Consider the following 21,859-nt stretch of genomic DNA (forward strand, 5'->3'; position numbering starts at 1 on the left):
CTGGACAACCGTGATCACACGGATGTCCACGCTGTTCCTGCGCACCCTGCGCGACGACCCGGCCGATGCCGAGGTCCCCAGCCACAAGCTGCTCGTGCGCGCGGGCTACGTGCGCCGGGTGGCCCCGGGCGTCTACAGCTGGCTACCGCTGGGCCTGCGGGTGTTCCGGGCCGTGGAGAACGTCGTCCGCGAGGAGATGAACGCGATCGGGGCCCAGGAGATCCTGCTGCCCGCACTGCTGCCGCGCGACCCGTACGAGACCACCGCACGGTGGACCGAGTACGGCGACAACCTCTTTCGGATCAAGGACCGCAAGGGCACCGACATGCTGCTCGGGCCGACGCACGAGGAGATCTTCGCGCAGCTGGTCAAGAGCGAGTACTCCTCGTACAAGGACCTCCCGGTGGTGCTCTACCAGATCCAGACCAAATACCGGGACGAGGAGCGACCCCGCGCGGGCATCCTGCGCGGCCGCGAATTCGTCATGAAGGATTCCTACTCCTTCGACCTCGACGACGACGGCCTCAAGGCCTCCTACAACGCCCACCGCGAGGCCTATCAGAAGATCTTCGCGCGGCTACAGGTCAGCTATGTGATCGTCGCCGCGACGTCGGGCGCGATGGGCGGCAGCGCCTCGGAGGAGTTCCTCGCCGAGAGCGAGGTCGGCGAGGACACCTTCGTGCGGTGCGTCGAGTCGGGTTATGCGGCCAACGTCGAGGCCGTGATCACGCCGGCACCCGAACCGATCCCGTTCGACGGACTGCCCGCCGCCCGGGTCCACGAGACCCCCGACACCACCACGATCGAGACGCTGGTGGCGTGGGCCAACGAGACCCTCGACGGCACCTACGACGGCGGGGACACCCTCAAGAACGTCATGGTCAAGGTCCGTGCACCGGGCGGCGACTGGGAACTCCTCGGTGTGGGCGTGCCGGGCAACCGCGAGGTGGATTTCAAGAGGCTCGAGGCGTCGCTCGAACCCGCCGAGGTGGAACTGCTCACCGACGCCGATTTCGCCGCCAACCCGTTCCTGGTGAAGGGGTACATCGGCCCGAAAGCGTTGCAGGCCAACGGTGTCCGGTACCTCGTCGATCCGCGTGTGGTGGACGGGACCGCCTGGATCACCGGCGCCGACGAACCCAACCGGCATGTCGTGGGACTCGTCGCCGGCCGTGACTTCATCGCCGACGGCACCGTCGAGGCAGCGCAGATCCTCGACGGCGACCCGTCGCCGGACGGCAAGGGACCGCTGGTTTCCGCCAAGGGCATCGAGATCGGACACATCTTCCAACTCGGCCAGAAATACACCGACGCCTTCGAGGTGGACGTGCTCGGGGAGAACGGCAAACCGGTGCGTCTCACGATGGGTTCCTACGGTGTGGGTGTGTCGCGGCTGGTGGCGGTGATCGCCGAACAGTGCCACGACGACAAGGGGCTGAGATGGCCGCGCGAGGTGGCGCCGTTCGACGTGCACCTGGTGATCGCGAACAAGGACGACGCCGCGATCACCGGCGCCAACGAACTCGCCGAGGATCTCGACGCCGCGGGCCTCGAGGTGCTGCTCGACGACCGCAAGTCGTCGCCGGGCGTGAAGTTCAAGGACGCCGAACTGCTCGGCATGCCGGTTGTGGTGGTGGTGGGGCGCGGATACGCCAATGGGGTGATCGAATTGCGTGATCGCTTCACCGGTGAGAGCACCGAGGTTCCCGTCGCCGACGCCGTGGAGGCCATCACCGCCGCGACGCGCGCGTAGGCGGCGGCCCGGTCAGGGCCGACGCACGATGTCGACCGAGATCTCCACCGCGGGGATCGTTCCGGTGTTCTCGAGCCAGTGCACCGTCGCATGGTCTTCGGGCCAGCCGGGGCCGGGACCGTACTCGACCGATCGGCCGTCGCGGTGGTCGGTGATCGTTCCCTGCAGGACGAAGACTGTTCCGGGGCGGCCGATGTGATCGTGGACCGGACCGAAGACCCCGCCCGGCTCGATGGTCACTTTCCGCATCCGCAGCTCATGCCCGGCCATGCCCTCGATCTCCGCGCCGAGATCGACCGTGGTGAGCAACTCGATGGTGACCCCTGTCGTGGCGGGCTGTTCGGATTGGTGCGCGCCTTCGTGCGAGTCGGATGTACCGTCCATGACCATTCCTCGGGTGGAGAGCGTGAGCCGTCACCACGAGTGTCGGTCCGATGCCCGACGGTTGCTACGGTTTTCCGGGAAACGCCACCGTCGCCGGTGATTCCCGGAGTACGACACGCCAGCGCGCCGCCCGCAACGCCGACGCGATGAGCCCGTCCACCCCGAGCCTTCGCGCAGCCTCCGAATCGGCCTGCTCGAGTACCACCCGATAGGCGACAGCGCAGTCGTTCTCCGCCGACAGTCCGGCCCTGACCGCCGACACCGAGTCGGTGATCGGCGCCGCGAGCGTGTAACCGGCGGCCGCCTCGGGCGGCGTACCGCCCGCCGCGGTGATCGCCGCATCGACCGCATCCCGGGCCGCCCGGTGTTCGGCCGTGTAGTCGGCGACGGTGACACGTCGAGCCGCGGAGACGAACGCGGTCATCACGCCGTAGGTGAAGATCGCCGCGTTCTCCGCGTCGGCGGCATCGACGAGGGCGTCGGTGGTGGCGCTCATCCCAGTTGCACCTGCACCAGCGTGGTCACCGAGGCGCCGACCGAACCCGACAACCCCGCCGAGTACCCCTTGAGGGAGATCGCGGTGTCGTGGGCGGTCCGCGCGGCCGCGGTCAGTGCGGACCGCAACTCGTCGAGCGTGCCGGTCGTCGGCGCGGGTGCGGGCGAGGTCGCCGGAGCAGAGGTGGTGCTGCTCGCGGCCGGTGAGATGCGGGCCGCGGTGTCCTGGTCGAGGCGGGTGATCTCGGCGCGCAGCTCGGTCGCGTGGTCGGCGCGCTGGTCGGCCACCACGCGCAGAGCCGCAGCGTAGTCGGCGACCCGTGGTGCCAGTGCGCGCGCCGCCTCCGCATCCGCCAGCGCCGACTGGGCGAGTGGCAGCAGTGCTCCGGCGGTGATCTGCGCCGGCGTGGGACCGCTATCGCACGCTGCCGCCGCACCCACCAGCACCGCACCCGCTCCCAGCGCCACGCCCCCACGCAACACGGTGCGACGGTCGACGGTCAGGGAACGGTCTCGGTCGGCGACGGTCACCCGACACATGATGCCAGTCCGTGTCGTCGGACTCCTCGGAGCGCCGTGCGCGCGTGTGTCGCGTCGAGGTCGGAATCGAATCGACTACCATGACGTTGGTACCCGGTCACCGTGTGCAGACGAACCGACAACTGAAGACGAGGAGTGTGCTGTGAGCGTCGACGAGAAGACCGTCCGCGACCTCGTCGGACGGTTCGTCGCCGACCACGGATTCGATCTCGAGGATCTCACGGTGGCTTCCGGCCCGGACGGCACCGACATCGTCGTGATGGTCGATCGCGATGGCGGCGCGGCGCTCGACGTCCTCGCCGACCTCAGCCGCGACCTGTCCGGTGTGCTCGACGCGGACACCGCCGTCGACCCCGAGGACTACACGCTCGAAGTGACCTCACCGGGCATCGACCGTCCGCTGACCGCACCCCGCCACTGGCGGCGGGTGGCCGGACGCAAGGTGAAGCTTCTGCTCGTGGACGGCGAACACCCACGCCGTCTCGCCGGGCGGGTGGGACGACTCGACGACGACTCGGTCGAGATCGTCACCAACGATCGGGGACGGCTCGGCGTCACCACCGTCGACCTGAGCCGGATCGAGCGAGCGGTGGTCGACGTGGACTTCTCCCGGCCCGGTGAGGCCGAACTGCGCCGATGCGGCCTCGACGACACCGAGATCGCGCGACGCCGAGCCGCGGCGTCCGAGCCGGCGCCCTGACCCGACGTCGACGGCCGCGAACCGAGGAACCGAGCGCATCGACCGACAGTGACGGCACATGGATCAGCAGACAAGTGAATAGCCGACAAGTGAATAGGAGTTCCACACCATGAACATCGACATCAACGCCCTACGCATGATCGAGGCCGACAAGGGCATCTCGATCGACACCGTCATCGTCGCGATCGAGACGGCCCTGCTCACCGCCTACCGCCATACCGACGGGTTCGCCCCGCACGCGCGCATCGACGTCAACCGCAAGACCGGTGCCGTCCGGGTGATGGCGCAGGAACTCGACGAGAACGGCGACGTGGTCCACGAGTACGACGACACCCCCGAGGGTTTCGGCCGCATCGCGGCCACCACCGCGCGTCAGGTGATCCTGCAGCGTCTCCGCGACGCCGAGAACGAGAAGAGTTTCGGCGATCTCGTCACCCATGAGGGGGAGATCGTCGGCGGTGTGGTGCAGCAGGACGCCCGCGCCAACGCGCGCGGGATGGTCGTCGTGCAGATCGGCAGCGACGCCAACAGCACCGAGGGCATCATCCCGCCCGCCGAGCAGGTGCCCGGCGAAAGCTACCGCCATGGCGACCGCATCAAGTGCTACGTGGTGGGCGTCACCCGGGGCACGCGCGGACCCCAGATCACCCTGTCGCGCACCCACCCCAACCTGGTGCGCAAGCTGTTCGCACTGGAGGTTCCGGAGATCGAGGACGGGTCGGTGGAGATCGTGGCGGTGGCGCGCGAGGCCGGTCACCGGTCGAAGATCGCGGTACACACCGGGGTGAGCGGACTCAACGCGAAGGGCGCCTGCATCGGACCGATGGGGCAGCGGGTGCGCAACGTGATGAGCGAACTGTCGGGGGAGAAGATCGACATCATCGACTACGACTCCGACCCCGCGGCGTTCGTCGGCAACGCGTTGTCGCCGGCGAAGGTGGTCTCGGTCTCGGTGATCGACCTCGCGAGCAAGGCCGCGCGGGTGGTGGTACCCGACTACCAGCTGTCGCTGGCCATCGGCAAGGAAGGCCAGAATGCCCGCCTCGCCGCCCGACTGACCGGATGGCGCATCGACATCCGGTCCGACGTGGACCCCGACGGCGGGTCGTCGGAGACCGGCGGCGCCGGGCGACGGGACGAGCGGCGATGAGCACCGATTGCCTGCACGCCGCTCGGGCGCGCTAGACTGATCGATGGTTCAACGAGACTCGTCGACTGCGCCGCACGGCGTCGGTCGGCGTGATCGGGGGGACCGGCCGGAAACGGACCGGTTCCGCCAGGGTCCGGTGCGTATGTGTGTCGGCTGTCGGAAACGCGGCGGCATCGACGAGCTGGTCCGGTTGGTCGCCCGCGAGGGTGACCGGCCACCAATCCTGGTCGATCACTCGAGGACCATGCCGGGACGAGGTGCCTGGCTGCACCCGCGAGCCGACTGTGTGTCGGCGGCGGTGCGGCGCAAGGCCTTCGCGACGGCACTGAGGACACCCGGCCTGATCGTCGATCAGTCCGACCTCACCGAAGTGCTCGACGCCGATGCCGGTGCCGGCACTGACGAGAACGGTCCGCAAGGGCCAGAACAGGTAGCAGAAGACATGAGCACACCGTGAAGTCCCCACGATGAGCACGTATCGGACGTAATTCGAGGCCGTGGCGGGCAAGCCGCTCGGCCTCCAAGTGAGGAGAGCAGTGGCAGGCAAGGCCCGCGTGCATGAACTGGCCAAAGAACTCGGCGTGACGAGCAAACAAGTGCTCGAGCGTCTCAAGGAACAAGGCGAGTTCGTCAAATCGGCGTCGTCGACCGTAGAGGCCCCCGTGGCCCGTCGACTGCGCGAATCCTTCCCCGGTAAAGACGGGGGATCAACCAGCAACCAGGCCGCCCGGCCTTCCGCGCCGAAGCCCGGCGCATCCGGTCGCGGCAACGGCGCCGCACCCAAGCCCGGCGATGCCCGGCCGGCGGCGCGTCCGGCACCCAAACCACAGTCCACACCCGCCCCGGCGCCGACCCCGGCCGCCGCGGCGTCGGCACCCGCACCGTCGGCACCGACTCCCGCTCCTGCGGCACCGGCTCCCGCGAAGCCCGCGGCGCCCAAGCCCGCCGCAGCGCAGAGCCCGGCACCGGCCCCCGCCGGACCGCGTCCGGCGGCACCGGGACCCAAGCCCGGCCCGCGCGCACCGCGTGTGGGTAACAATCCCTACTCGTCGGCTCCCGCGCCGGCTCCGCGACCGATGGGTCCGCGTCCCGGTCCGGGCCAGGGTGGTCCTCGTCCCGGCGGCGGTCGGCCCGGTGCGCCGGGTCGTCCCGGTCAGGGTGGACCCCGTCCCGGCGGCGGTCAGGGTGGTCCGCGCCCCACACCGGGCAACATGCCGCCCCGGCCCAATCCGGGTGCCATGCCCAGCCGCGCGGCGCGTCCCGATGCGGGACGTCCCGGCCGCGGCGGCGGCGCCGGTCGTGGTGCCGGCGGTGGCGGCTACCGCGGTGGCGGCACCGGGACCGGTGCTCCCGGCGGACCTCCCGCCGGCGGCGGTTTCCGTGGCCGTGGTGGCGGCGGCGGTGGACGTGGGCGCGGCGGTGCCGCGGGCGCGTTCGGCCGCCCCGGTGGCGCGCCCCGCAAGGGCCGCAAGTCCAAGCGCGCAAAACGCGCCGAGTACGAGAACATGCAGGCACCGGCGGTCGGCGGTGTCCGTCTGCCGCGCGGCAACGGCGAGATCATCCGTCTCGCCCGGGGAGCCTCGCTGTCGGACTTCGCCGACAAGATCGACGCCAACCCGGCATCGCTGGTCCAGGCGCTGTTCAACCTCGGTGAGATGGTGACCGCGACCGAATCGGTCAACGACGAGACGCTCGAACTGCTCGGTTCGGAGATGAACTACACCGTCCAGGTGGTCAGCCCGGAGGACGAGGACCGTGAGCTCCTCGAGAGCTTCGACCTCTCCTACGGTGAGGACGAGGGCGACGAGGACGATCTCGAGCAGCGGCCGCCGGTGGTGACCGTCATGGGTCACGTCGATCACGGCAAGACCCGACTGCTGGACACCATCCGTAAGGCCAATGTCCGCGAGGCCGAGGCCGGCGGCATCACCCAGCACATCGGTGCCTATCAGGTGAACACCCACCTCAACGGCGAGGATCGGCTCATCACCTTCATCGACACCCCCGGTCACGAGGCGTTCACCGCCATGCGTGCCCGCGGTGCCAAGTCGACCGACATCGCGATCCTGGTGGTTGCCGCCGACGACGGCGTGATGCCGCAGACGGTGGAGGCGATCAACCACGCGCAGGCCGCCGACGTGCCGATCGTGGTGGCCGTCAACAAGATCGACAAGGAGGGTGCCGACCCGGCGAAGATCCGCGGTCAGCTCACCGAGTACGGACTGATCCCCGAGGAGTACGGCGGCGACGCCATGTTCGTCGACATCTCGGCCAAACAGGGCACCAACATCGATCAGCTGCTCGAAGCGGTGCTGCTCACCGCCGATGCGTCGCTGGATCTGCGGGCCAACCCGGACATGGACGCCCAGGGTGTCGCCATCGAGGCGCACCTCGACCGTGGCCGTGGCCCGGTGGCCACCGTGCTCGTGCAGCGCGGCACCCTGCGGGTCGGTGACTCGGTGGTGGCCGGCGACGCGTACGGACGTGTGCGTCGCATGGTCGACGAACACGGTGACGACGTGGCCGAGGCGCTGCCGTCGCGTCCGGTACAGGTCATCGGCTTCACGTCGGTGCCCGGTGCGGGTGACAACCTGCTCGTCGTCGAGGAGGACCGCACCGCCCGGCAGATCGCCGACCGCCGCAATGCGCGCAAGCGCAACGCGCTGGCCGCTCGCAGCCGCAAGCGGATCAGCCTGGAGGATCTGGATTCGGCGCTGAAGGAAACCAGCCAGCTGAACCTGATCCTCAAGGGCGACAACGCCGGTACCGTCGAGGCCCTCGAAGAGGCGCTGCTCGGCATCGACATGGGCGACGAGGTCTCGTTGCGCGTCATCGACCGCGGTGTCGGCGGCGTCACCGAGACCAACGTCAACCTGGCGGCGGCATCGGACGCGATCATCATCGGATTCAACGTCCGCGCCGAGGGCAAGGCCACCGAGCTGGCCAACCGCGAAGGCGTCGACATCCGGTACTACTCGGTGATCTACCAGGCCATCGACGAGATCGAGAGCGCGCTCAAGGGCATGCTCAAGCCGATCTACGAAGAGGTGGAACTCGGCCGCGCCGAGATCCGGGCCATCTTCAAGTCGTCGAAGGTCGGCAACATCGCCGGTTGCCTCGTCCAGTCGGGCATCGTGCGGCGTAACGCCAAGGCCCGTCTGCTGCGCGACAACGTCGTGGTCGCAGAGAACCTCACCATCTCCTCGCTGCGGCGGGAGAAGGACGACGTCACAGAGGTTCGCGAAGGCTACGAATGCGGTTTGACCCTCACCTATAGCGACATCAAGGTCGATGACGTCATCGAGACGTACGAGCTGCAGGAGAAGCCGCGCGACTGACGCGCACCGAAGAAAGTGAGACGGCTCCCCTTCCGCGTCGCCGCAAACGGCGCGGAAGGGGAGTACGTTTCTCCACCGGCCCGGTGTGGTCGGGTAGTCGAGGAAGGACAGACATGGCAGATCCCGCACGCGCGCAGCGACTGGCGAAGCGGATTTCGTCGATCGTCGCGTCGGCCATCGCCCACGACATCAAGGATCCACGACTGGCACACGTCACGATCACCGATGCCCGGGTCACCAATGACCTGCACGACGCCACCGTGTACTACACGGTGATGGGCGAGTCCATCGACGACGAACCCAAGTTCGATGACGCCGCCGCGGGTCTGGCCAAGGCGACCGGAGTGCTTCGGTCGAAGGTGGGTGCAGGCACCGGCGTCCGGTTCACCCCCACCCTGACCTTCGTCCTCGACACCGTGCCCGACGCGGCGCGGCACATGGAGGAACTCGTGGCGCGAGCCCGGGCCAGCGACGAGTTGGTGGCCCGGCAGGCGCGCGATGCACGGCCCGCCGGCGACGCCGACCCGTACCGCACCAAGTCGGACGGGGATGATGAGCACGGGGACGAGGAGCCCGGGGAGAACCAGCCCGGGGACGACGAGGACGGTAGCGACGAGTGACCGCCGTCTCCAGTAGGGAGGTGGCCGCGGCACTCGAGGAGGCGTCCGCGGTCACCATCCTCTGCCATGTGCGGCCCGACGCCGACACCATCGGCAGCGGACTGGGCCTCGGTATCGCCCTCGACCGGCTCGGCATCACCGTCGAGGTGGCCTTTCCCGGCCCCGAAGAGCTGCCCGCGGCGCTCCACGCGCTGCCCGGCGCGAAACTGCTGGTCGACACCGCGGAGGTGAACGGGTACCCGACGGTGGTCGCGGTCGATGCGGCGAGCCCGGAACGTCTCGCCGACCTGCAGCCACATCTCGACGCGGCGCAGACCTCGATCGTCGTCGACCATCACGCGTCGAACACCGGTTTCGCCGACCTCGACTACGTCGATCCGGGCGCCGACTGTACGGCCGTGCTCATCCTGCGGGTCCTCGACATCCTCGGCGTCCCGCTGGATGCCGACATTGCGACCTGCCTGTATGCAGGGCTGTCCACGGACACCGGCTCGTTCAAATGGGCCCGCCCCGACTCCTTCCGGGTGGCGGCGCGTCTGCTGGACACCGGAGTCGACGTCCGCAGGTGGAGCCGCGCACTGTTCGACACCCACCCGTTCCGGTGGTTCGGGATGGTTGCCGACGCACTGGCCAACGCGCAGTTGCTGCCCCACGCGTGCGACGGGGAAGGCCTCGTGTACGCCGTGGTGGACCGCACTGCGCTGGCCGGCATGAGCTGGGAGGAATCCGAGAGCGTCATCGACCTGGTACGCACCGCCGCCGACGCCGAGGTGGCCGCGGTGTTCAAAGAGGTCGACGACAAGCGGTGGACCGTGTCGTTGCGATCGAAATCGATCGTCGATCTGGTTCCGATCGCCCGCTCCCACGGTGGCGGCGGACATCGCCACGCCTCCGGTTACAGCGACACCGGCACCGCCGACGAGGTGGTGGCCCGCCTGGTGGAGTCGCTCTGAGCGCCTCGACGTCCACCCCGTCGGTGGATGCCGGCGTACGCCGGATTGCGTTGCTCACCGTCTCGGCGCTCGCCGTCCTCGTCGCGCCGCCGCTCTACCTGCTGTTGGACCTGGCCGTGGTCGGGCGACTCGGCGGCACCGAACTCGCCGCCCTCGGCGTCGCCGCACTGGTGCTGTCGGTGATCAGCACCCAGCTGACGTTCCTCTCCTACGGCACCACCGCCCGATCTGCCCGACGGTTCGGCGCCGGCGACCGCGTGGGCGCGGTGGCCGAAGGTGTGCAGGCCACGTGGATCGCACTCGGGGTGGGTACCGCAATCGTCGCGGTCGCCTACCCGCTCGCACCGTGGGTGATGAGGCTCATGGTGGGGTCGGCGACCCCGCAAGCGGCGGCGGTGGCCGTCGACGCCACCGAGTGGATGCGGATCGCGGTGTTCGGGGTACCACTGATCCTGGTGTCGATGGCCGGGAACGGGTGGATGCGTGGGGTGCAGGAGACGCGCCGGCCCGTTATCTACGTCGTCACCGGGCTGTCGATCGGTGCTGTGTTACTGGTGGGGCTGGTGCACGGGCTGTGGTTCTTCCCGCGGATGGGCCTGCCCGGCAGTGCTGTCGCGAACGTGGTGGGGCAGTCGATCACCGGGCTGCTGTTCGGCGGTCGGCTGCTCCGCGAAACCCTGCGGTCGAACCCAGGATGGCGTCGCGCCTTGGCGCCGCGTCCGGCGATCATCCGCGCACAGTTGCTGATGGCCCGCGATCTGGTGGTACGCAGCTTGTCCTTCCAGGTCTGCTTCCTGTCGGCGGCCGCGGTGGCCGCACGGTTCGGCGTCGCCGCGGTGGCCGCCCACCAGCTCGTGTTGCAGCTGTGGGAGTTCATGTCACTGTTCCTCGACTCGGTGGCCATCGCCGCGCAGGCCCTGGTGGGCGCCGCTCTGGGTGCGGGCGCGATCGGGTCGGCGCAGTCGGTGGCCCGCCGCGTCACCGTGGTGTCGGTGATCGCGGCGTCGGCGATGGCGCTGCTGTTCGCGGCCGGCGCCGGGGTGTTGCCGAGAGTGTTCACCACCGATCCCGACGTGCTCGACGCGATCGCCACCCCGTGGTGGTTCTTCGTCGCGATGCTGCCGGTGGCCGGTGTGGTGTTCGCGCTCGACGGGGTGCTACTCGGCAGCGGCGACGCCGCCTTCCTGCGCACCGCCACCCTGATCGCCGCGGTGTGCGGATTCCTACCGTTGATCTGGCTGTCGCTGGCGTTCGGGTGGGGTCTGGCCGGCATCTGGACGGGCCTGGTGGTGTTCATGCTGGTCCGGATGGTCACCGTCGCGTGGCGAATCCGCTCCGGGCGGTGGCGACGGGTGGGCATCGACTCGTCGTCGCCCTGATCGCGGCCCGGCCACGGCCGGCGGCGTGCCGGCCCACGCGACGTCTACGACTGCCGACCGTAGAACCCGTCACGCTGGTGGAAGGGCTGAGCCGGGGGAAACGGCCGCCCATAGTAGGGCGGCTGAATCGCCGCGGGGTCGGCACCTCCGGGTCGGTTGCGACGCACCAGCAATCCCAGACCGTCGCACGCCCAGAACACGACGATGCCCGCCACGGCGAGGCCTGCATCCAGCAGCGCACTCTGCAGGCTGCCCACAAGGCCTTCGAAGTGGGGATAGTGGTAGCCGGAGATCCACGCGGCGACGGCGATCACCGCCGCGCCAGGCACCACGCCCAGAAGAGTGAACCACGTGCGTCGTCGAGCGATGGTCCACCCGAGGACGATCGCCGAGTAGTACACCACCGGCAACAGCCACTTCACGACCGTCGGCAAGTCGCCCGAGGCCCCTGTCAACCAGCCCGCGTACCACGACGCCACCAATGCCCGTTGCAGAATCATCGCGGCGACAGTGAACAGGACGGCGGCCACACGCTGCCGGCCAGAACGCGCCCACACCGCCAACACCAGCACGTAGGTGAAGTCGACGAGTGTATAGATCGCCAGGGAGATCCATTTGGTCACACCAGGGTTCCAGGTGCGCACCAAGGCGTACGAGATCACGGTTTCGGCGACGACGAACACGACAACGACCGCGGTGCCGACGAGGACATGCGCCCACCAGGGACCGCGGTCGCCGAGTGGACGTCGGGCGGGCACGACATGGGCGGGGGATTGCGGCATCACCGCGTGATCGTCTCACGGCCGTCGGCGCCGACCACCATCGCCAACCGGCGGACGTCGTTCGTCCAACCGGTTCTGGCACGATGGATCCTCGTGGCAACTCTGTGGGCGATCAGCGATCTGCACGTCGCGCATCGTGGCAACGAGCACATCATCGACCAGATCCGTCCCACCGATCCCGGCGACTGGCTCATCGTGGCCGGTGACGTCTCCGAACGCACCGACGACATCGTCGACACGCTGCGCCGCCTGCGTGCCCGCTTCGACACCGTGATCTGGGTGCCGGGCAATCACGAGCTGTACACCACGGCCAAGGACCCGCTGCAGATCTTCGGCGTCGCCCGCTACGACTATCTGGTGCAGGCCGCCCGTGACCTCGGGGTGGTGACACCGGAGGACATCTATCCGCTCTTCGACCCGGGCGACGGCACCCCGCCGGTGCGGATCGTGCCGATGTTCCTGCTCTACGACTACACGTTCCGGCCCGCGGGCACGTCCACGGCACTCGCGGCGCTGGCGGTGGCGCGGGAACGCAACGTCGTGGCCACCGACGAGTTCCTGCTCTCGCCCGAGCCGTATCCCACGCGTGACGCGTGGGGGCGTGCCCGCATCGAGGCCACCCGCGCCCGGCTGGCGGCCATCGACCCCGCCGAACCCACGATCCTTATCAACCACTGGCCGCTGCGTCGCGAACCGACCGACGCCCTGCTCTACCCGGAGTTCGCACTGTGGTGCGGCAGCGAACTCACCGCCGACTGGCACACCCGCTTCCACGCGGCGTGCTGCGTCTACGGTCACCTGCACATCCCGCGGACCACCTGGTACGACGGCGTGCGATTCGAGGAGGTGTCGGTGGGCTACCCCCGCGAATGGAAACGCCGCGGGCTGCCCGAGCCGCTGCTGCGCCAGATCGCACCCGACCCGGGCATCGCCGAGCACGACCTGCCCGCGCACGGGGCGCGATTCCATCTGCCACCCGATTACGAGGAACGGGCCAAGGAGTTCGCGCGGCGCGTCGCGCAACGCCGTGCCGAACGCGCCGCACGCGGCACCGACGGGGGGTCGCCGCAGTGATCGAGAAACTGTTACCCGCCGGTGTGGCCGCGGCCGAGTTGTTCGACGACCCGGCCGGACTCACCCCGATGCCCGCCGAGGAGTCGCTGATCGCGCGTGCGGTGGACAAACGGCGCCGCGAATTCACCACCACCAGACACTGTGCACGCCAAGCCCTCTCGCAGCTCGGTGTCCAACCCGCGCCCATCCTGCGGGGTGAGCGGGGAATGCCGTTGTGGCCCAACCAGATCGTGGGCAGCCTCACTCACTGCGACGGCTACCGCGGTGCCGTCGCGGCCTACGCGATGCAGGTCCGGTCGCTGGGCATCGACGCCGAACCGCACGACGCACTGCCCGACGGAGTACTCGCCCACACCAGCATCGCGGCCGAACGCGACGTGCTGGCCACCCGCCCGAACACTCTGCACTGGGACCGATTGTTGTTCTGCGCCAAGGAAGCCACCTACAAGGCGTGGTTTCCGCTGACGCAGCGCTGGCTGGGATTCGAGGACGCGCACATCACGTTCGAACAGACCGGGAACACCACGGGCACGTTCACCTCGACGATCCTCATCGACGGGTCGGTCATCGACGGTGGGGCACCCCTGCGTGAGTTCACCGGCGGCTGGCTGATCGACCGGAATCTCATCACCACCACGATCGCGGTGAGCTGACATGGCCGACGCATCGATCGAGAACGCCGGGCTGGTCATCGTCGACAAGGACGAGGGCATCACCAGTCACGATGTGGTGTCGCGCTGCCGAAAACTGTTCAACACCCGTCGGGTCGGCCACGCGGGGACCCTGGACCCGATGGCGACCGGGGTGCTCGTGATCGGGATCGAACGGGCCACCAAGCTGCTCGGCCTGCTGTCGCTGACCACCAAGTCGTACACCGCAACGATTCGGCTCGGCGCCGCCACCGACACCGACGACCGGATGGGCGAGGTGATCTCGCGCACCGACGTCTCGGACGTGACACCCGAGCAGATCACCGACGCGGTGGCCGTGCTCACCGGCGACATCGAGCAGGTACCCGCGCGGGTCAGCGCGATCAAGGTCGACGGCCGCCGCGCCCATGCGTTGGCCCGCACCGGTGCCGACTTCGACTTGGCCGCCCGTCCGGTCACGGTGTCGCGCTTCGACATCGGCGAGCGGCGACAGGTCGACGGCTACCTCGATCTCGACGTGGAGGTGGACTGTTCGGCCGGGACCTACATCCGATCGCTGGCGCGTGATCTCGGCGCCGCATTGCATGTCGGCGGGCATCTGACGGCGTTGCGGCGCACCGCGGTGGGGCCGTTCACCCTCGCTCACGCCCGCACACTTGCCGAACTCGCCGACAATCCCGAACGCAGCCTGACCATCGACGAGGCGGCACTGATCTCGTTCCCGCACCGCGACATCGACGACGCCGACGCCGAATCCATCAGTCAGGGACGGTGGTTGACACCGATCGGGATGACGGGCGTCTACGTGGTGGTCGACCCGGCCGGAAAGGCCATCGCGCTGGTCCGGGAACAGGGCCGGCGGGCGAGTTCGGTGATGGTGGTGCGTCCGGCGACGTTGCGATAGATCCGTTACGCCGCACGGCATCCGGTACGCCTGCCGCCGTCTACGACACCGCACGCCTGTCGTAGATGCCGCTCAGCGGTCGTGTACGAGGAAGATCGCGCGGGCGGCGATGTCGCCCAGATCGATCGGCGCGCCCTCGTTCACCGAGATCGAGATGGTGCCCGCGAACGGGCGCTTCTCCACCACCCGCACCACGCAGTCCAGCGACACCCCCAGCCGGTCGAAGTAGCGCAGCATCTCCGGGTCGGTGTCGGAGATCCGCGCGACGGTCCCGCTGGCGTCGGTGTCGAGGTCGGCGAGCGAGAAGGCGTCCGGGGTGGGAACCGACCCGTCGAGCGCGGGAATCGGGTCGCCGTGCGGATCCCGGTCGGGATGGCCGAGTTTCGCATCCAGACGCGCCATCAGGCGGTCGGAGACGGCGTGCTCGAGCACCTCGGCCTCGTCGTGCACCTCGTCCCAGCCGTATCCGAGTTCACGCACGAGGAACGTCTCGAGCAGCCGGTGGCGGCGCACCATCAGAATGGCGGCGCGGCGCCCGGCCGGGGTGAGGGTGACCGCCCCGTAGCGTTCGTGCGACACGAGGCCCTGGTCGGCGAGTTTGCGGATCGCCTCCGAGGCCGTCGACGGGGACACGCCCATCTTGTCGGCGAGCATCGTGGTGGTGACCTTGACCTCTGCCCATTCCTGGCTGGTCCAGATGACCTTCAGGTAGTCCTGCGTGACGGTCGACAGTTCGGTGACACGCGTATCGGTGGACGCCGCTGATTCGCCGGAACCCGACCTCGTCGACGACGCGGCCGCACGTGACTGGGGCATGGTTTGAGCTTAGCCCCGCAATCGGTGCGGCCCGCCACAACGGCGACCCGGCCGATGGCTGTCGTCGGGTGGCCTGCGCATCACCCACCGTCGGTTGGTTCGACGGGTATCCCGCGTTCACGGTCTCGCCGGATGAGGTTCACGCACGCACGCCGGCGCCATGGGCAGTCTGGTTTGGCGGTGACGACCACCGTAGGCTGGTGCGCGTGTTGCGTTGGCGAGGTCTGGAGGACGTGCCCGCGGACTGGGGCAGATGCGTGGTCACCATCGGAGTGTTCGACGGTGTGCACCGCGGACATGCGCAGTTGATCCACGCCGCCACCACGGCCGCGGCGAAACGCGGTATCCCGTCGGTACTCATGACGTTCGATCCGCATCCCGCCGAGGTGGTGCGCCCGGGAACGCATCCGCCGCAGCTCACCACTCTCACCCGCCGCGCCGAACTGGCCGAAGAACTCGGCATCGACGTCTTCTGCGTGATGCCCTTCACCCCCGAGCTGGCGTCGCGGTCGCCGAAGGACTTCGCGCACAACGTGCTCGTGGAAAGCCTGCATGCCGCCGACGTGGTGGTCGGCGCGAACTTCACGTTCGGCAAGAAGGCCGCCGGGGATGTCGCGAAGCTCACCGAACTGGGACAGCGGTTCGGATTCGAGGTTGCGGCCGTCTCACTCTTCGGCGAACACGCCGTCACCTACTCGTCGACCTACATCCGTTCCTGTGTGGCCGCCGGCGACGTCGAACGAGCCGCCGAAGCACTCGGACGCCCGCACCGGGTCGAGGGAGTGGTGGTGCGCGGTGACGGCCGCGGCCGCGAACTCGGCTATCCCACCGCCAACGTGGCGCCCCCGATGTACGCGGCGATTCCCGCCGACGGTGTGTACGCGGCGTGGTTCACGGTGCTCGGCGCGGGCCCGGTGGTGGGGCAGGTGGAGCCGGGGGAGAGCTATCAGGCAGCGGTGTCGGTGGGGACCAACCCGACGTTCTCCGGACGAACCCGCACCGTGGAGGCCTTCGTCCTCGACACCAGCGCCGACCTGTACGGCCAGCACGTCGCTGTCGACTTCGTGGCGCGTATCCGGGGTATGGAGAAGTTCGCCGGGATCGACGACCTGCTGACCGCGATGGCCGGGGACGTGGAGAGGACGCGCGAACTGCTGACACGCGATTTGGGCCTCGACCAGCACGGTTGATACCCTGGAGCGTCGGTGCTGCTGCAGTCCGCGGCGGCGCACCGAACCGGCACGGCAGATCCGGGTGGATCGCCGCCGGTCACGAAGGACGCGGCACTGAAACACAACAGGAGTATCTCCATGGCTTTGACAGCTACCGAGAAGAAGGAAATCCTCGCCGAGTACGGCCTGCACGAGACCGATACCGGTTCTCCCGAGGCCCAGGTGGCGCTGCTCACCAAGCGCATCAGCGACTTGACCGAGCACCTCAAGGAGCACAAGCACGATCACCACAGCCGTCGTGGTCTGCTGCTGCTCGTCGGCCGTCGCCGCCGGCTGCTCAAGTACGTCGCCAAGGTCGACATCGAGCGCTACCGCTCGCTGATCGAGCGCCTCGGCCTGCGTCGCTGAGCGGACCTCTCGTCAGACATCTGCCACCGGCCACCTCCGCCTCGCGGAGGTGGCCGGTGGCGTTTGATAAACTCAGTCCGGATCGTTGCCACAGGTAGATCCGTTGTTCGTGATGACACGTCAGATCGGTCCTCGGTAGTGGCCGCCGGAACACAAGGTTCCGGCCGCTTCGATCGAAGGCCGTCTGAGCCTCCGCGGCGCGCCGAGTGCGCCCGGCACGTTCGACGTCTTCTCCCAGGTATCGCTCCGGCCGACGTCGTGTCCTGACCCATTGCCGGTCAGCGCCCGCTGCGCGCGGGTCATCAGCGCGCATCACCGCACGGCTCCGTGCCCGTGACGCGGGTCGGCCACAGCCGAATGAAACACCGATCGCCACCGACGGCGATCGCCACGAAGGGACCATCACCTCACATGACAGATGTGACCACCACGGACGTCTCGAACGATCTCGACGCACAGGGATTCGACACCGAGGAGTTCGACGACGCCATCACCGAAGCCACCGCCGTGATCGACAACGGCAGCTTCGGCACCCGCACCATCCGATTCGAGACCGGGCGCCTGGCGCTGCAGGCCGCCGGATCGGTCACCGCCTACCTCGACGACGAGACGATGCTGCTGTCGACCACGGCTGCCTCCAAGCATCCGAAGGAGCACTTCGACTTCTTCCCGCTGACCGTCGACGTCGAGGAGCGGATGTACGCCGCCGGCCGCATTCCCGGCTCGTTCTTCCGCCGCGAGGGCCGCCCCTCCACCGACGCCATCCTCACCTGCCGCCTCATCGACCGCCCGCTGCGCCCGTCCTTCGTCGACGGTCTGCGCAACGAGATCCAGGTGGTCGTCACCGTGCTCTCGCTCGACCCCAAGGATCTCTACGACGTCGTGGCGATCAACGCGGCGTCGGCATCCACCCAGCTCGCCGGGCTGCCGTTCTCCGGCCCCGTCGGCGGCGTGCGTGTCGCGCTCATCCCCACCGAGGAGAACAAGTCCGGTCAGTGGGTGGCGTTCCCGACCAACGAGCAGCTCGAAGGCGCGGTGTTCGACATGGTCGTGGCCGGCCGGATCGTCGCCGGCAGCGGTGATACCGCCGACGTGGCGATCATGATGGTCGAGGCCGAGGCCACCGACAATGTCATCGACATCATCGCCGGCGGCGCGCAGGCCCCCACCGAGGCCATCGTCGCCGAGGGCCTCGAGGCCGCCAAGCCGTTCATCGCCCGCCTCTGTGAGGCACAGAAGTCGCTGGCCGCGGCCGCCGCCAAGGAGACCGCCGCCTTCCCGTTGTTCCCGCCCTACGAGTCCGACGCCTACGACGCGGTCGCCGCCGAGGCCACCGAGCGTCTCGCGCAGATCCTCACCATCCCGGGCAAGCAGGAGCGCGACGAGAAGACCGACGAACTCAAGAACGAGATCCTCGGCAAGCTCGGCGAGCAGTTCGAGGGACGCGAGAAGGAGATCGGCGCGGCCTACCGCTCGGTCACCAAGAAGCTGGTGCGCCAGCGCATCCTGTCGGATCACTTCCGCATCGACGGGCGCGGCATCACCGACATCCGTGCGCTCTCGGCCGAGGTCGGGGTCATCCCCCGTGCCCACGGTTCGGCGCTGTTCGAGCGCGGCGAGACCCAGATCCTGGGTGTCACCACCCTCGACATGGTCAAGATGGCCCAGCAGATCGACTCGCTGGGACCCGAGACCTCCAAGCGTTACATGCACCACTACAACTTCCCGCCGTACTCGACCGGTGAGACCGGTCGAGTGGGGTCGCCCAAGCGCCGCGAGATCGGCCACGGTGCGCTCGCCGAGCGTGCCCTGGTGCCGGTGATCCCGAGCGTCGAGGACTTCCCGTACGCGATCCGCCAGGTGTCGGAGGCGTTGGGCTCCAACGGTTCCACCTCGATGGGCTCGGTGTGCGCGTCCACCATGTCGCTGCTCAACGCCGGTGTGCCGCTGCGCGCCCCGGTCGCCGGTATCGCCATGGGACTGGTGTCCGACACCGTCGACGGTGAGACCCGTTACGTGGCGCTCACCGATATCCTCGGCGCCGAGGACGCCTTCGGCGACATGGACTTCAAGGTCGCCGGCACCAAGGACTTCGTCACCGCGCTGCAGCTCGACACCAAGCTCGACGGCATTCCCAGCCAGGTGCTGGCCGGTGCGTTGAGCCAGGCCAAGGACGCCCGGTTGACCATTCTCGACGTGATGGCCGAGGCGATCGACGAGCCCGACGAGATGAGCCCGTACGCACCGCGGATCACCACCATCAAGATCCCGATGGACAAGATCGGTGAGCTGATCGGCCCGAAGGGCAAGACGATCAACACCATCACCGAGGAGACCGGCGCCAACATCTCCATCGAGGACGACGGCACCGTGTTCATCGGCGCCTCCGACGGTGAATCGGCTCAGGCCGCCATCGACCGCGTCAACGCCATCGCCAACCCGCAGTTGCCCAAGGTGGGGGAGCGTTTCCTCGGCACCGTGGTCAAGACCACCGCGTTCGGCGCATTCGTCTCGTTGCTGCCCGGCCGCGACGGGCTGGTGCACATCTCCAAGCTCGGTAAGGGCAAGCGCATCAACAAGGTCGAGGACGTGGTGAACGTCGGCTCCAAGTTGCGCGTGGAGATCGCCGACATCGACGAGCGCGGCAAGATCAGCCTCGTTCCGGTCGACGACGATGCGGCCGCACCGGCCGACGACAAGGCCGGCGCCGACGCCTGATCATCACCTCACCCACCGGCCCGTCGCGCACTGAGTGCGTGGCGGGCCGGTTGGCGTTGTGCCAACCGCTTGTCGTGCGGCCCAATATGATTGCTGGATGACGGCGCGACCACGAGACGCCGGGGACGATTGACGGGAGGGCATGATGACGGCAGCGGGGCGTTCGGACGGAGTCGATGACACCGCCCGCACCGTGTTGTCCGCGCATGCCCCGTTCGATGCGATCGACCAGCCCCGGCTCGCCGCGCTCCTGAGCCGGGCGAGCGTGGCCGAGTTCGCTTCCGGCGACGTCGTTTTCGACGGCTTCGCCACCACGACAGACTATGTGTACGCGGTGATCGCGGGCGAGGTGGCGCTGTACAACTCGCCCGAGGATGTGGATGAGGCCGACGATGTTGTGGGACCGGGCGGTCTGTTCGGATACTCGTCGTTCCTGACCGGCACCGAGGTCGGTCCGCGTGCGATCGCGATCGGTCCCGTGGTGGTGTGTCTGATCCCGGGCGAGGACGCCGAGGTCCTCTTCGCCGGCCGTGCCGGTGCCGTGTTTCTCGCCGACAAACTCACCGTGCCGCATCGTCGCGAGACATCCGTATCCGCCGACGGTACGGTGTCGGGGCTGATCCGCAGCGCGCCGGTGCTCGGTCGTGCCGACATGTCGGTACGCGAGGCCGCCCGCATGATGACCGACGAGGATCGTGATCACCTGGTGATCCCGTTGCGCGACGGCGCATTCGGCGTTCTCACCGACACCTTGATCCGTGATCGGGTGGTGGCGGCGGGGCGTTCGACCGACATTCGCGTCACCGACGTGGTGGACACGTCCACCCCGGTCATCGCGGCCCAGAGCCCGGCGGGCGATGCGTTGACACTGATCCTCGAGCACGATCTGAGCGCTCTGCCCGTGGTCGATCCCACCGGGAAGCTCCGCGGGATTGTCTCCCCGCTGGACTTCGTCGCCGCACCGGCCGGGCCGAGCGTGTCGTTGCGTCGACAGATCTCGCACGCGGGCACCGTCGCCGATCTGCAGGAACTCGCGCGCCGGGTGCCGTACCTGGTGGCCGACGTGGTGCGCCGCGAACAGCCGGCGCACACGGTGACCACGATGACGTCGCTGATCAACGACGCGGTGGTACGCCGCGCGCTCGAACTCGTCCTGGCCCGCCACACCGACCTCGACCCCGCGGCCCTGACCTGGCTGTCGTTGGGCAGCAACGCGCGTCGCGAACCGGTGCTGAGTTCCGACATCGATTCGGCGGTCTCGTTTGCCAACGACGTCACCGACGCGCAGATCGTCGCCTACCGCACCGCCTTCGCGGAGGTTGACGACGTGCTACGGGGCGCGGGTATGCGCGTGGACGCCAACGGCGCGATCGCCTCGATGCCGCTGTTCGCCCGCACCCACGACCAGTGGCACGAGGCGGCCGAACGATGGCTGCGTGCGCCCCTGGAGAACAAGGGCATGATCCTCGCGTCGCTGCTGCTCGATGCACGCCCCATCTGGGGCGATCGTGGCCTCTCCGCGGTGGCCGAGGTGTTCGCCGATTTGCGCGACCACCGAGGAACGCTCAATCTGCTTCTCGCGGAGGCATTGTCGACCAAGGCTCGGATGCGTTCGATGCGCGACGTGTTCACCCGGCGCGGCGACACCTTCGACATCAAGGCACAGGCGCTGACGCCGCTGGTGAACATCGCGCGCTGGGGGGCGCTGGCGGTGGGGGCACCCGATCTGGATACGCGCGGCAGGCTGCGGGCGGCGGCGGGGAGCGAGATGATCTCCGCCGAGCAAGCCGAGAGTCTGGTGGAGGTGTACGACGTGCTCCAGCGTGTCCATCTGAGTTATCAAGTGGCACAGTTCGATCGAGGTGAGGACGTGTCCGACGTGCTGGTGATGAAGCGGCTGTCCCCGCTGGATCGTAGCCTCGTGGCCCAAGCGGTGCGTGAGGTTGCCGGGACCCAACGCCGGATGTCCAATCTGGCGCACTACATGCCCGTGGGCAGCGCCCAGGGCGACCGGTAGCGGCGG

The 21,859-nt window shown here is 68.7% G+C and carries 20 protein-coding genes and 1 pseudogene; 16 read left to right on the forward strand and 5 right to left on the reverse strand.

Annotation, left to right across the window (positions count from 1 at the left end):
* The first annotated feature begins 22 nt into the window (after positions 1–22).
* A complete protein-coding gene (locus ACWDSI_RS03930) occupies positions 23–1,753 on the forward strand; it encodes a proline--tRNA ligase (protein ID WP_449755871.1) in 1,731 nt (576 codons plus the stop codon).
* Positions 1,754–1,765: 12 nt separating this feature from the next.
* On the opposite strand, the gene ACWDSI_RS03935 is transcribed toward ACWDSI_RS03930, so the two are convergent.
* The 3 genes from ACWDSI_RS03935 to ACWDSI_RS03945 all read right to left on the reverse strand — a co-directional run bounded on the left by ACWDSI_RS03935 (position 1,766) and on the right by ACWDSI_RS03945 (position 3,172).
* Positions 1,766–2,137: a cupin domain-containing protein gene (locus ACWDSI_RS03935; protein WP_449755736.1), complete on the reverse strand. Its 372-nt coding sequence runs from the start codon at positions 2,135–2,137 to the stop codon at positions 1,766–1,768.
* Between the two features lie 64 nt (positions 2,138–2,201).
* Complete coding sequence (locus tag ACWDSI_RS03940; RefSeq protein ID WP_449755737.1) at positions 2,202–2,633, reverse strand: ferritin-like domain-containing protein; 432 nt, start codon at positions 2,631–2,633, stop codon at positions 2,202–2,204.
* A complete protein-coding gene (locus ACWDSI_RS03945) occupies positions 2,630–3,172 on the reverse strand; it encodes a hypothetical protein (RefSeq protein WP_449755738.1) in 543 nt (180 codons plus the stop codon). The genes ACWDSI_RS03940 and ACWDSI_RS03945 overlap by 4 nt, the downstream gene beginning before the upstream one ends.
* Positions 3,173–3,314: 142 nt before the next feature.
* Here ACWDSI_RS03945 and rimP point away from each other — a divergent pair, with 142 nt between their 5' ends.
* From rimP to ACWDSI_RS03985, 8 genes and pseudogenes are all read left to right on the forward strand, one after another.
* Positions 3,315–3,872 (forward strand): ribosome maturation factor RimP, encoded by a 558-nt coding sequence (gene rimP / locus ACWDSI_RS03950; protein WP_449747429.1) that lies wholly within the window; start codon positions 3,315–3,317, stop codon positions 3,870–3,872.
* A gap of 109 nt (positions 3,873–3,981) precedes the next feature.
* On the forward strand, positions 3,982–5,022 hold the full coding sequence (nusA, locus tag ACWDSI_RS03955) for a transcription termination factor NusA (protein ID WP_449747428.1): 1,041 nt from the start codon (positions 3,982–3,984) through the stop codon (positions 5,020–5,022).
* 142 nt (positions 5,023–5,164) lie between these two features.
* Positions 5,165–5,299 (forward strand): annotated as a pseudogene (locus ACWDSI_RS03960) (YlxR family protein); the annotation flags it as partial.
* Positions 5,300–5,308: 9 nt separating this feature from the next.
* Positions 5,309–5,479 carry a hypothetical protein gene (locus tag ACWDSI_RS03965; RefSeq protein WP_449747576.1) on the forward strand — a complete coding sequence of 57 codons (171 nt, stop codon included), beginning with the start codon at positions 5,309–5,311 and terminating at the stop codon, positions 5,477–5,479.
* Positions 5,480–5,558: 79 nt separating this feature from the next.
* Positions 5,559–8,360, forward strand: coding sequence for a translation initiation factor IF-2 (infB, locus tag ACWDSI_RS03970; RefSeq protein WP_449755739.1), 2,802 nt, complete (start codon positions 5,559–5,561; stop codon positions 8,358–8,360).
* A 113-nt stretch (positions 8,361–8,473) separates the two neighbouring features.
* Positions 8,474–8,980 (forward strand): 30S ribosome-binding factor RbfA, encoded by a 507-nt coding sequence (gene rbfA / locus ACWDSI_RS03975; protein ID WP_449755740.1) that lies wholly within the window; start codon positions 8,474–8,476, stop codon positions 8,978–8,980.
* Entirely contained in the window at positions 8,977–9,933 is a 957-nt protein-coding gene (locus ACWDSI_RS03980; protein WP_449747425.1) for a DHH family phosphoesterase, read from the forward strand. Before rbfA ends, ACWDSI_RS03980 begins: the two co-directional genes overlap by 4 nt.
* A 23-nt stretch (positions 9,934–9,956) precedes the next feature.
* Complete coding sequence (locus ACWDSI_RS03985; protein ID WP_449755741.1) at positions 9,957–11,312, forward strand: MATE family efflux transporter; 1,356 nt, start codon at positions 9,957–9,959, stop codon at positions 11,310–11,312.
* Between the two features lie 44 nt (positions 11,313–11,356).
* On the opposite strand, the gene ACWDSI_RS03990 is transcribed toward ACWDSI_RS03985, so the two are convergent.
* A complete protein-coding gene (locus ACWDSI_RS03990) occupies positions 11,357–12,097 on the reverse strand; it encodes a hypothetical protein (protein WP_449755742.1) in 741 nt (246 codons plus the stop codon).
* A gap of 90 nt (positions 12,098–12,187) precedes the next feature.
* Here ACWDSI_RS03990 and ACWDSI_RS03995 point away from each other — a divergent pair, with 90 nt between their 5' ends.
* Genes ACWDSI_RS03995 through truB form a run of 3 tightly spaced genes read left to right on the forward strand, consistent with a single transcriptional unit; the run spans position 12,188 to position 14,722 of the window.
* Complete coding sequence (locus ACWDSI_RS03995; RefSeq protein ID WP_449755743.1) at positions 12,188–13,168, forward strand: metallophosphoesterase family protein; 981 nt, start codon at positions 12,188–12,190, stop codon at positions 13,166–13,168.
* Positions 13,165–13,821 (forward strand): 4'-phosphopantetheinyl transferase family protein, encoded by a 657-nt coding sequence (locus ACWDSI_RS04000; RefSeq protein WP_449755744.1) that lies wholly within the window; start codon positions 13,165–13,167, stop codon positions 13,819–13,821. The genes ACWDSI_RS03995 and ACWDSI_RS04000 overlap by 4 nt, the downstream gene beginning before the upstream one ends.
* Position 13,822: 1 nt before the next feature.
* On the forward strand, positions 13,823–14,722 hold the full coding sequence (truB, locus tag ACWDSI_RS04005) for a tRNA pseudouridine(55) synthase TruB (RefSeq protein WP_449755745.1): 900 nt from the start codon (positions 13,823–13,825) through the stop codon (positions 14,720–14,722).
* Positions 14,723–14,794: 72 nt separating this feature from the next.
* On the opposite strand, the gene ACWDSI_RS04010 is transcribed toward truB, so the two are convergent.
* On the reverse strand, positions 14,795–15,538 hold the full coding sequence (locus tag ACWDSI_RS04010) for a metal-dependent transcriptional regulator (RefSeq protein WP_449747419.1): 744 nt from the start codon (positions 15,536–15,538) through the stop codon (positions 14,795–14,797).
* A gap of 206 nt (positions 15,539–15,744) precedes the next feature.
* Here ACWDSI_RS04010 and ACWDSI_RS04015 point away from each other — a divergent pair, with 206 nt between their 5' ends.
* From ACWDSI_RS04015 to ACWDSI_RS04030, 4 genes are all read left to right on the forward strand, one after another.
* Positions 15,745–16,728, forward strand: coding sequence for a bifunctional riboflavin kinase/FAD synthetase (locus tag ACWDSI_RS04015; protein ID WP_449747418.1), 984 nt, complete (start codon positions 15,745–15,747; stop codon positions 16,726–16,728).
* Positions 16,729–16,848: 120 nt separating this feature from the next.
* Positions 16,849–17,118 carry a 30S ribosomal protein S15 gene (gene rpsO / locus ACWDSI_RS04020; protein ID WP_449747556.1) on the forward strand — a complete coding sequence of 90 codons (270 nt, stop codon included), beginning with the start codon at positions 16,849–16,851 and terminating at the stop codon, positions 17,116–17,118.
* 411 nt (positions 17,119–17,529) lie between these two features.
* Positions 17,530–19,836: a polyribonucleotide nucleotidyltransferase gene (locus ACWDSI_RS04025; RefSeq protein ID WP_449755746.1), complete on the forward strand. Its 2,307-nt coding sequence runs from the start codon at positions 17,530–17,532 to the stop codon at positions 19,834–19,836.
* A 145-nt stretch (positions 19,837–19,981) separates the two neighbouring features.
* Positions 19,982–21,853, forward strand: coding sequence for a putative nucleotidyltransferase substrate binding domain-containing protein (locus tag ACWDSI_RS04030; protein WP_449755872.1), 1,872 nt, complete (start codon positions 19,982–19,984; stop codon positions 21,851–21,853).
* Positions 21,854–21,859 lie beyond the last annotated feature (6 nt).

Source organism: Gordonia sp. NPDC003429, from assembly GCF_053588575.1.

Coding starts and splice junctions, on each gene's coding strand:
- ACWDSI_RS03930 (WP_449755871.1), top strand. CDS start 23: ATGTCCACGCTGTTCCTGCGCACCCTGCGCGACGACCCGGCCGATGCC.
- ACWDSI_RS03935 (WP_449755736.1), bottom strand. CDS start 2,137: ATGGACGGTACATCCGACTCGCACGAAGGCGCGCACCAATCCGAACAG.
- ACWDSI_RS03940 (WP_449755737.1), bottom strand. CDS start 2,633: ATGAGCGCCACCACCGACGCCCTCGTCGATGCCGCCGACGCGGAGAAC.
- ACWDSI_RS03945 (WP_449755738.1), bottom strand. CDS start 3,172: ATGTGTCGGGTGACCGTCGCCGACCGAGACCGTTCCCTGACCGTCGAC.
- nusA (WP_449747428.1), top strand. CDS start 3,982: ATGAACATCGACATCAACGCCCTACGCATGATCGAGGCCGACAAGGGC.
- rbfA (WP_449755740.1), top strand. CDS start 8,474: ATGGCAGATCCCGCACGCGCGCAGCGACTGGCGAAGCGGATTTCGTCG.
- truB (WP_449755745.1), top strand. CDS start 13,823: ATGGCCGACGCATCGATCGAGAACGCCGGGCTGGTCATCGTCGACAAG.
- ACWDSI_RS04010 (WP_449747419.1), bottom strand. CDS start 15,538: ATGCCCCAGTCACGTGCGGCCGCGTCGTCGACGAGGTCGGGTTCCGGC.
- rpsO (WP_449747556.1), top strand. CDS start 16,849: ATGGCTTTGACAGCTACCGAGAAGAAGGAAATCCTCGCCGAGTACGGC.
- ACWDSI_RS04025 (WP_449755746.1), top strand. CDS start 17,530: ATGACAGATGTGACCACCACGGACGTCTCGAACGATCTCGACGCACAG.
- ACWDSI_RS04030 (WP_449755872.1), top strand. CDS start 19,982: ATGACGGCAGCGGGGCGTTCGGACGGAGTCGATGACACCGCCCGCACC.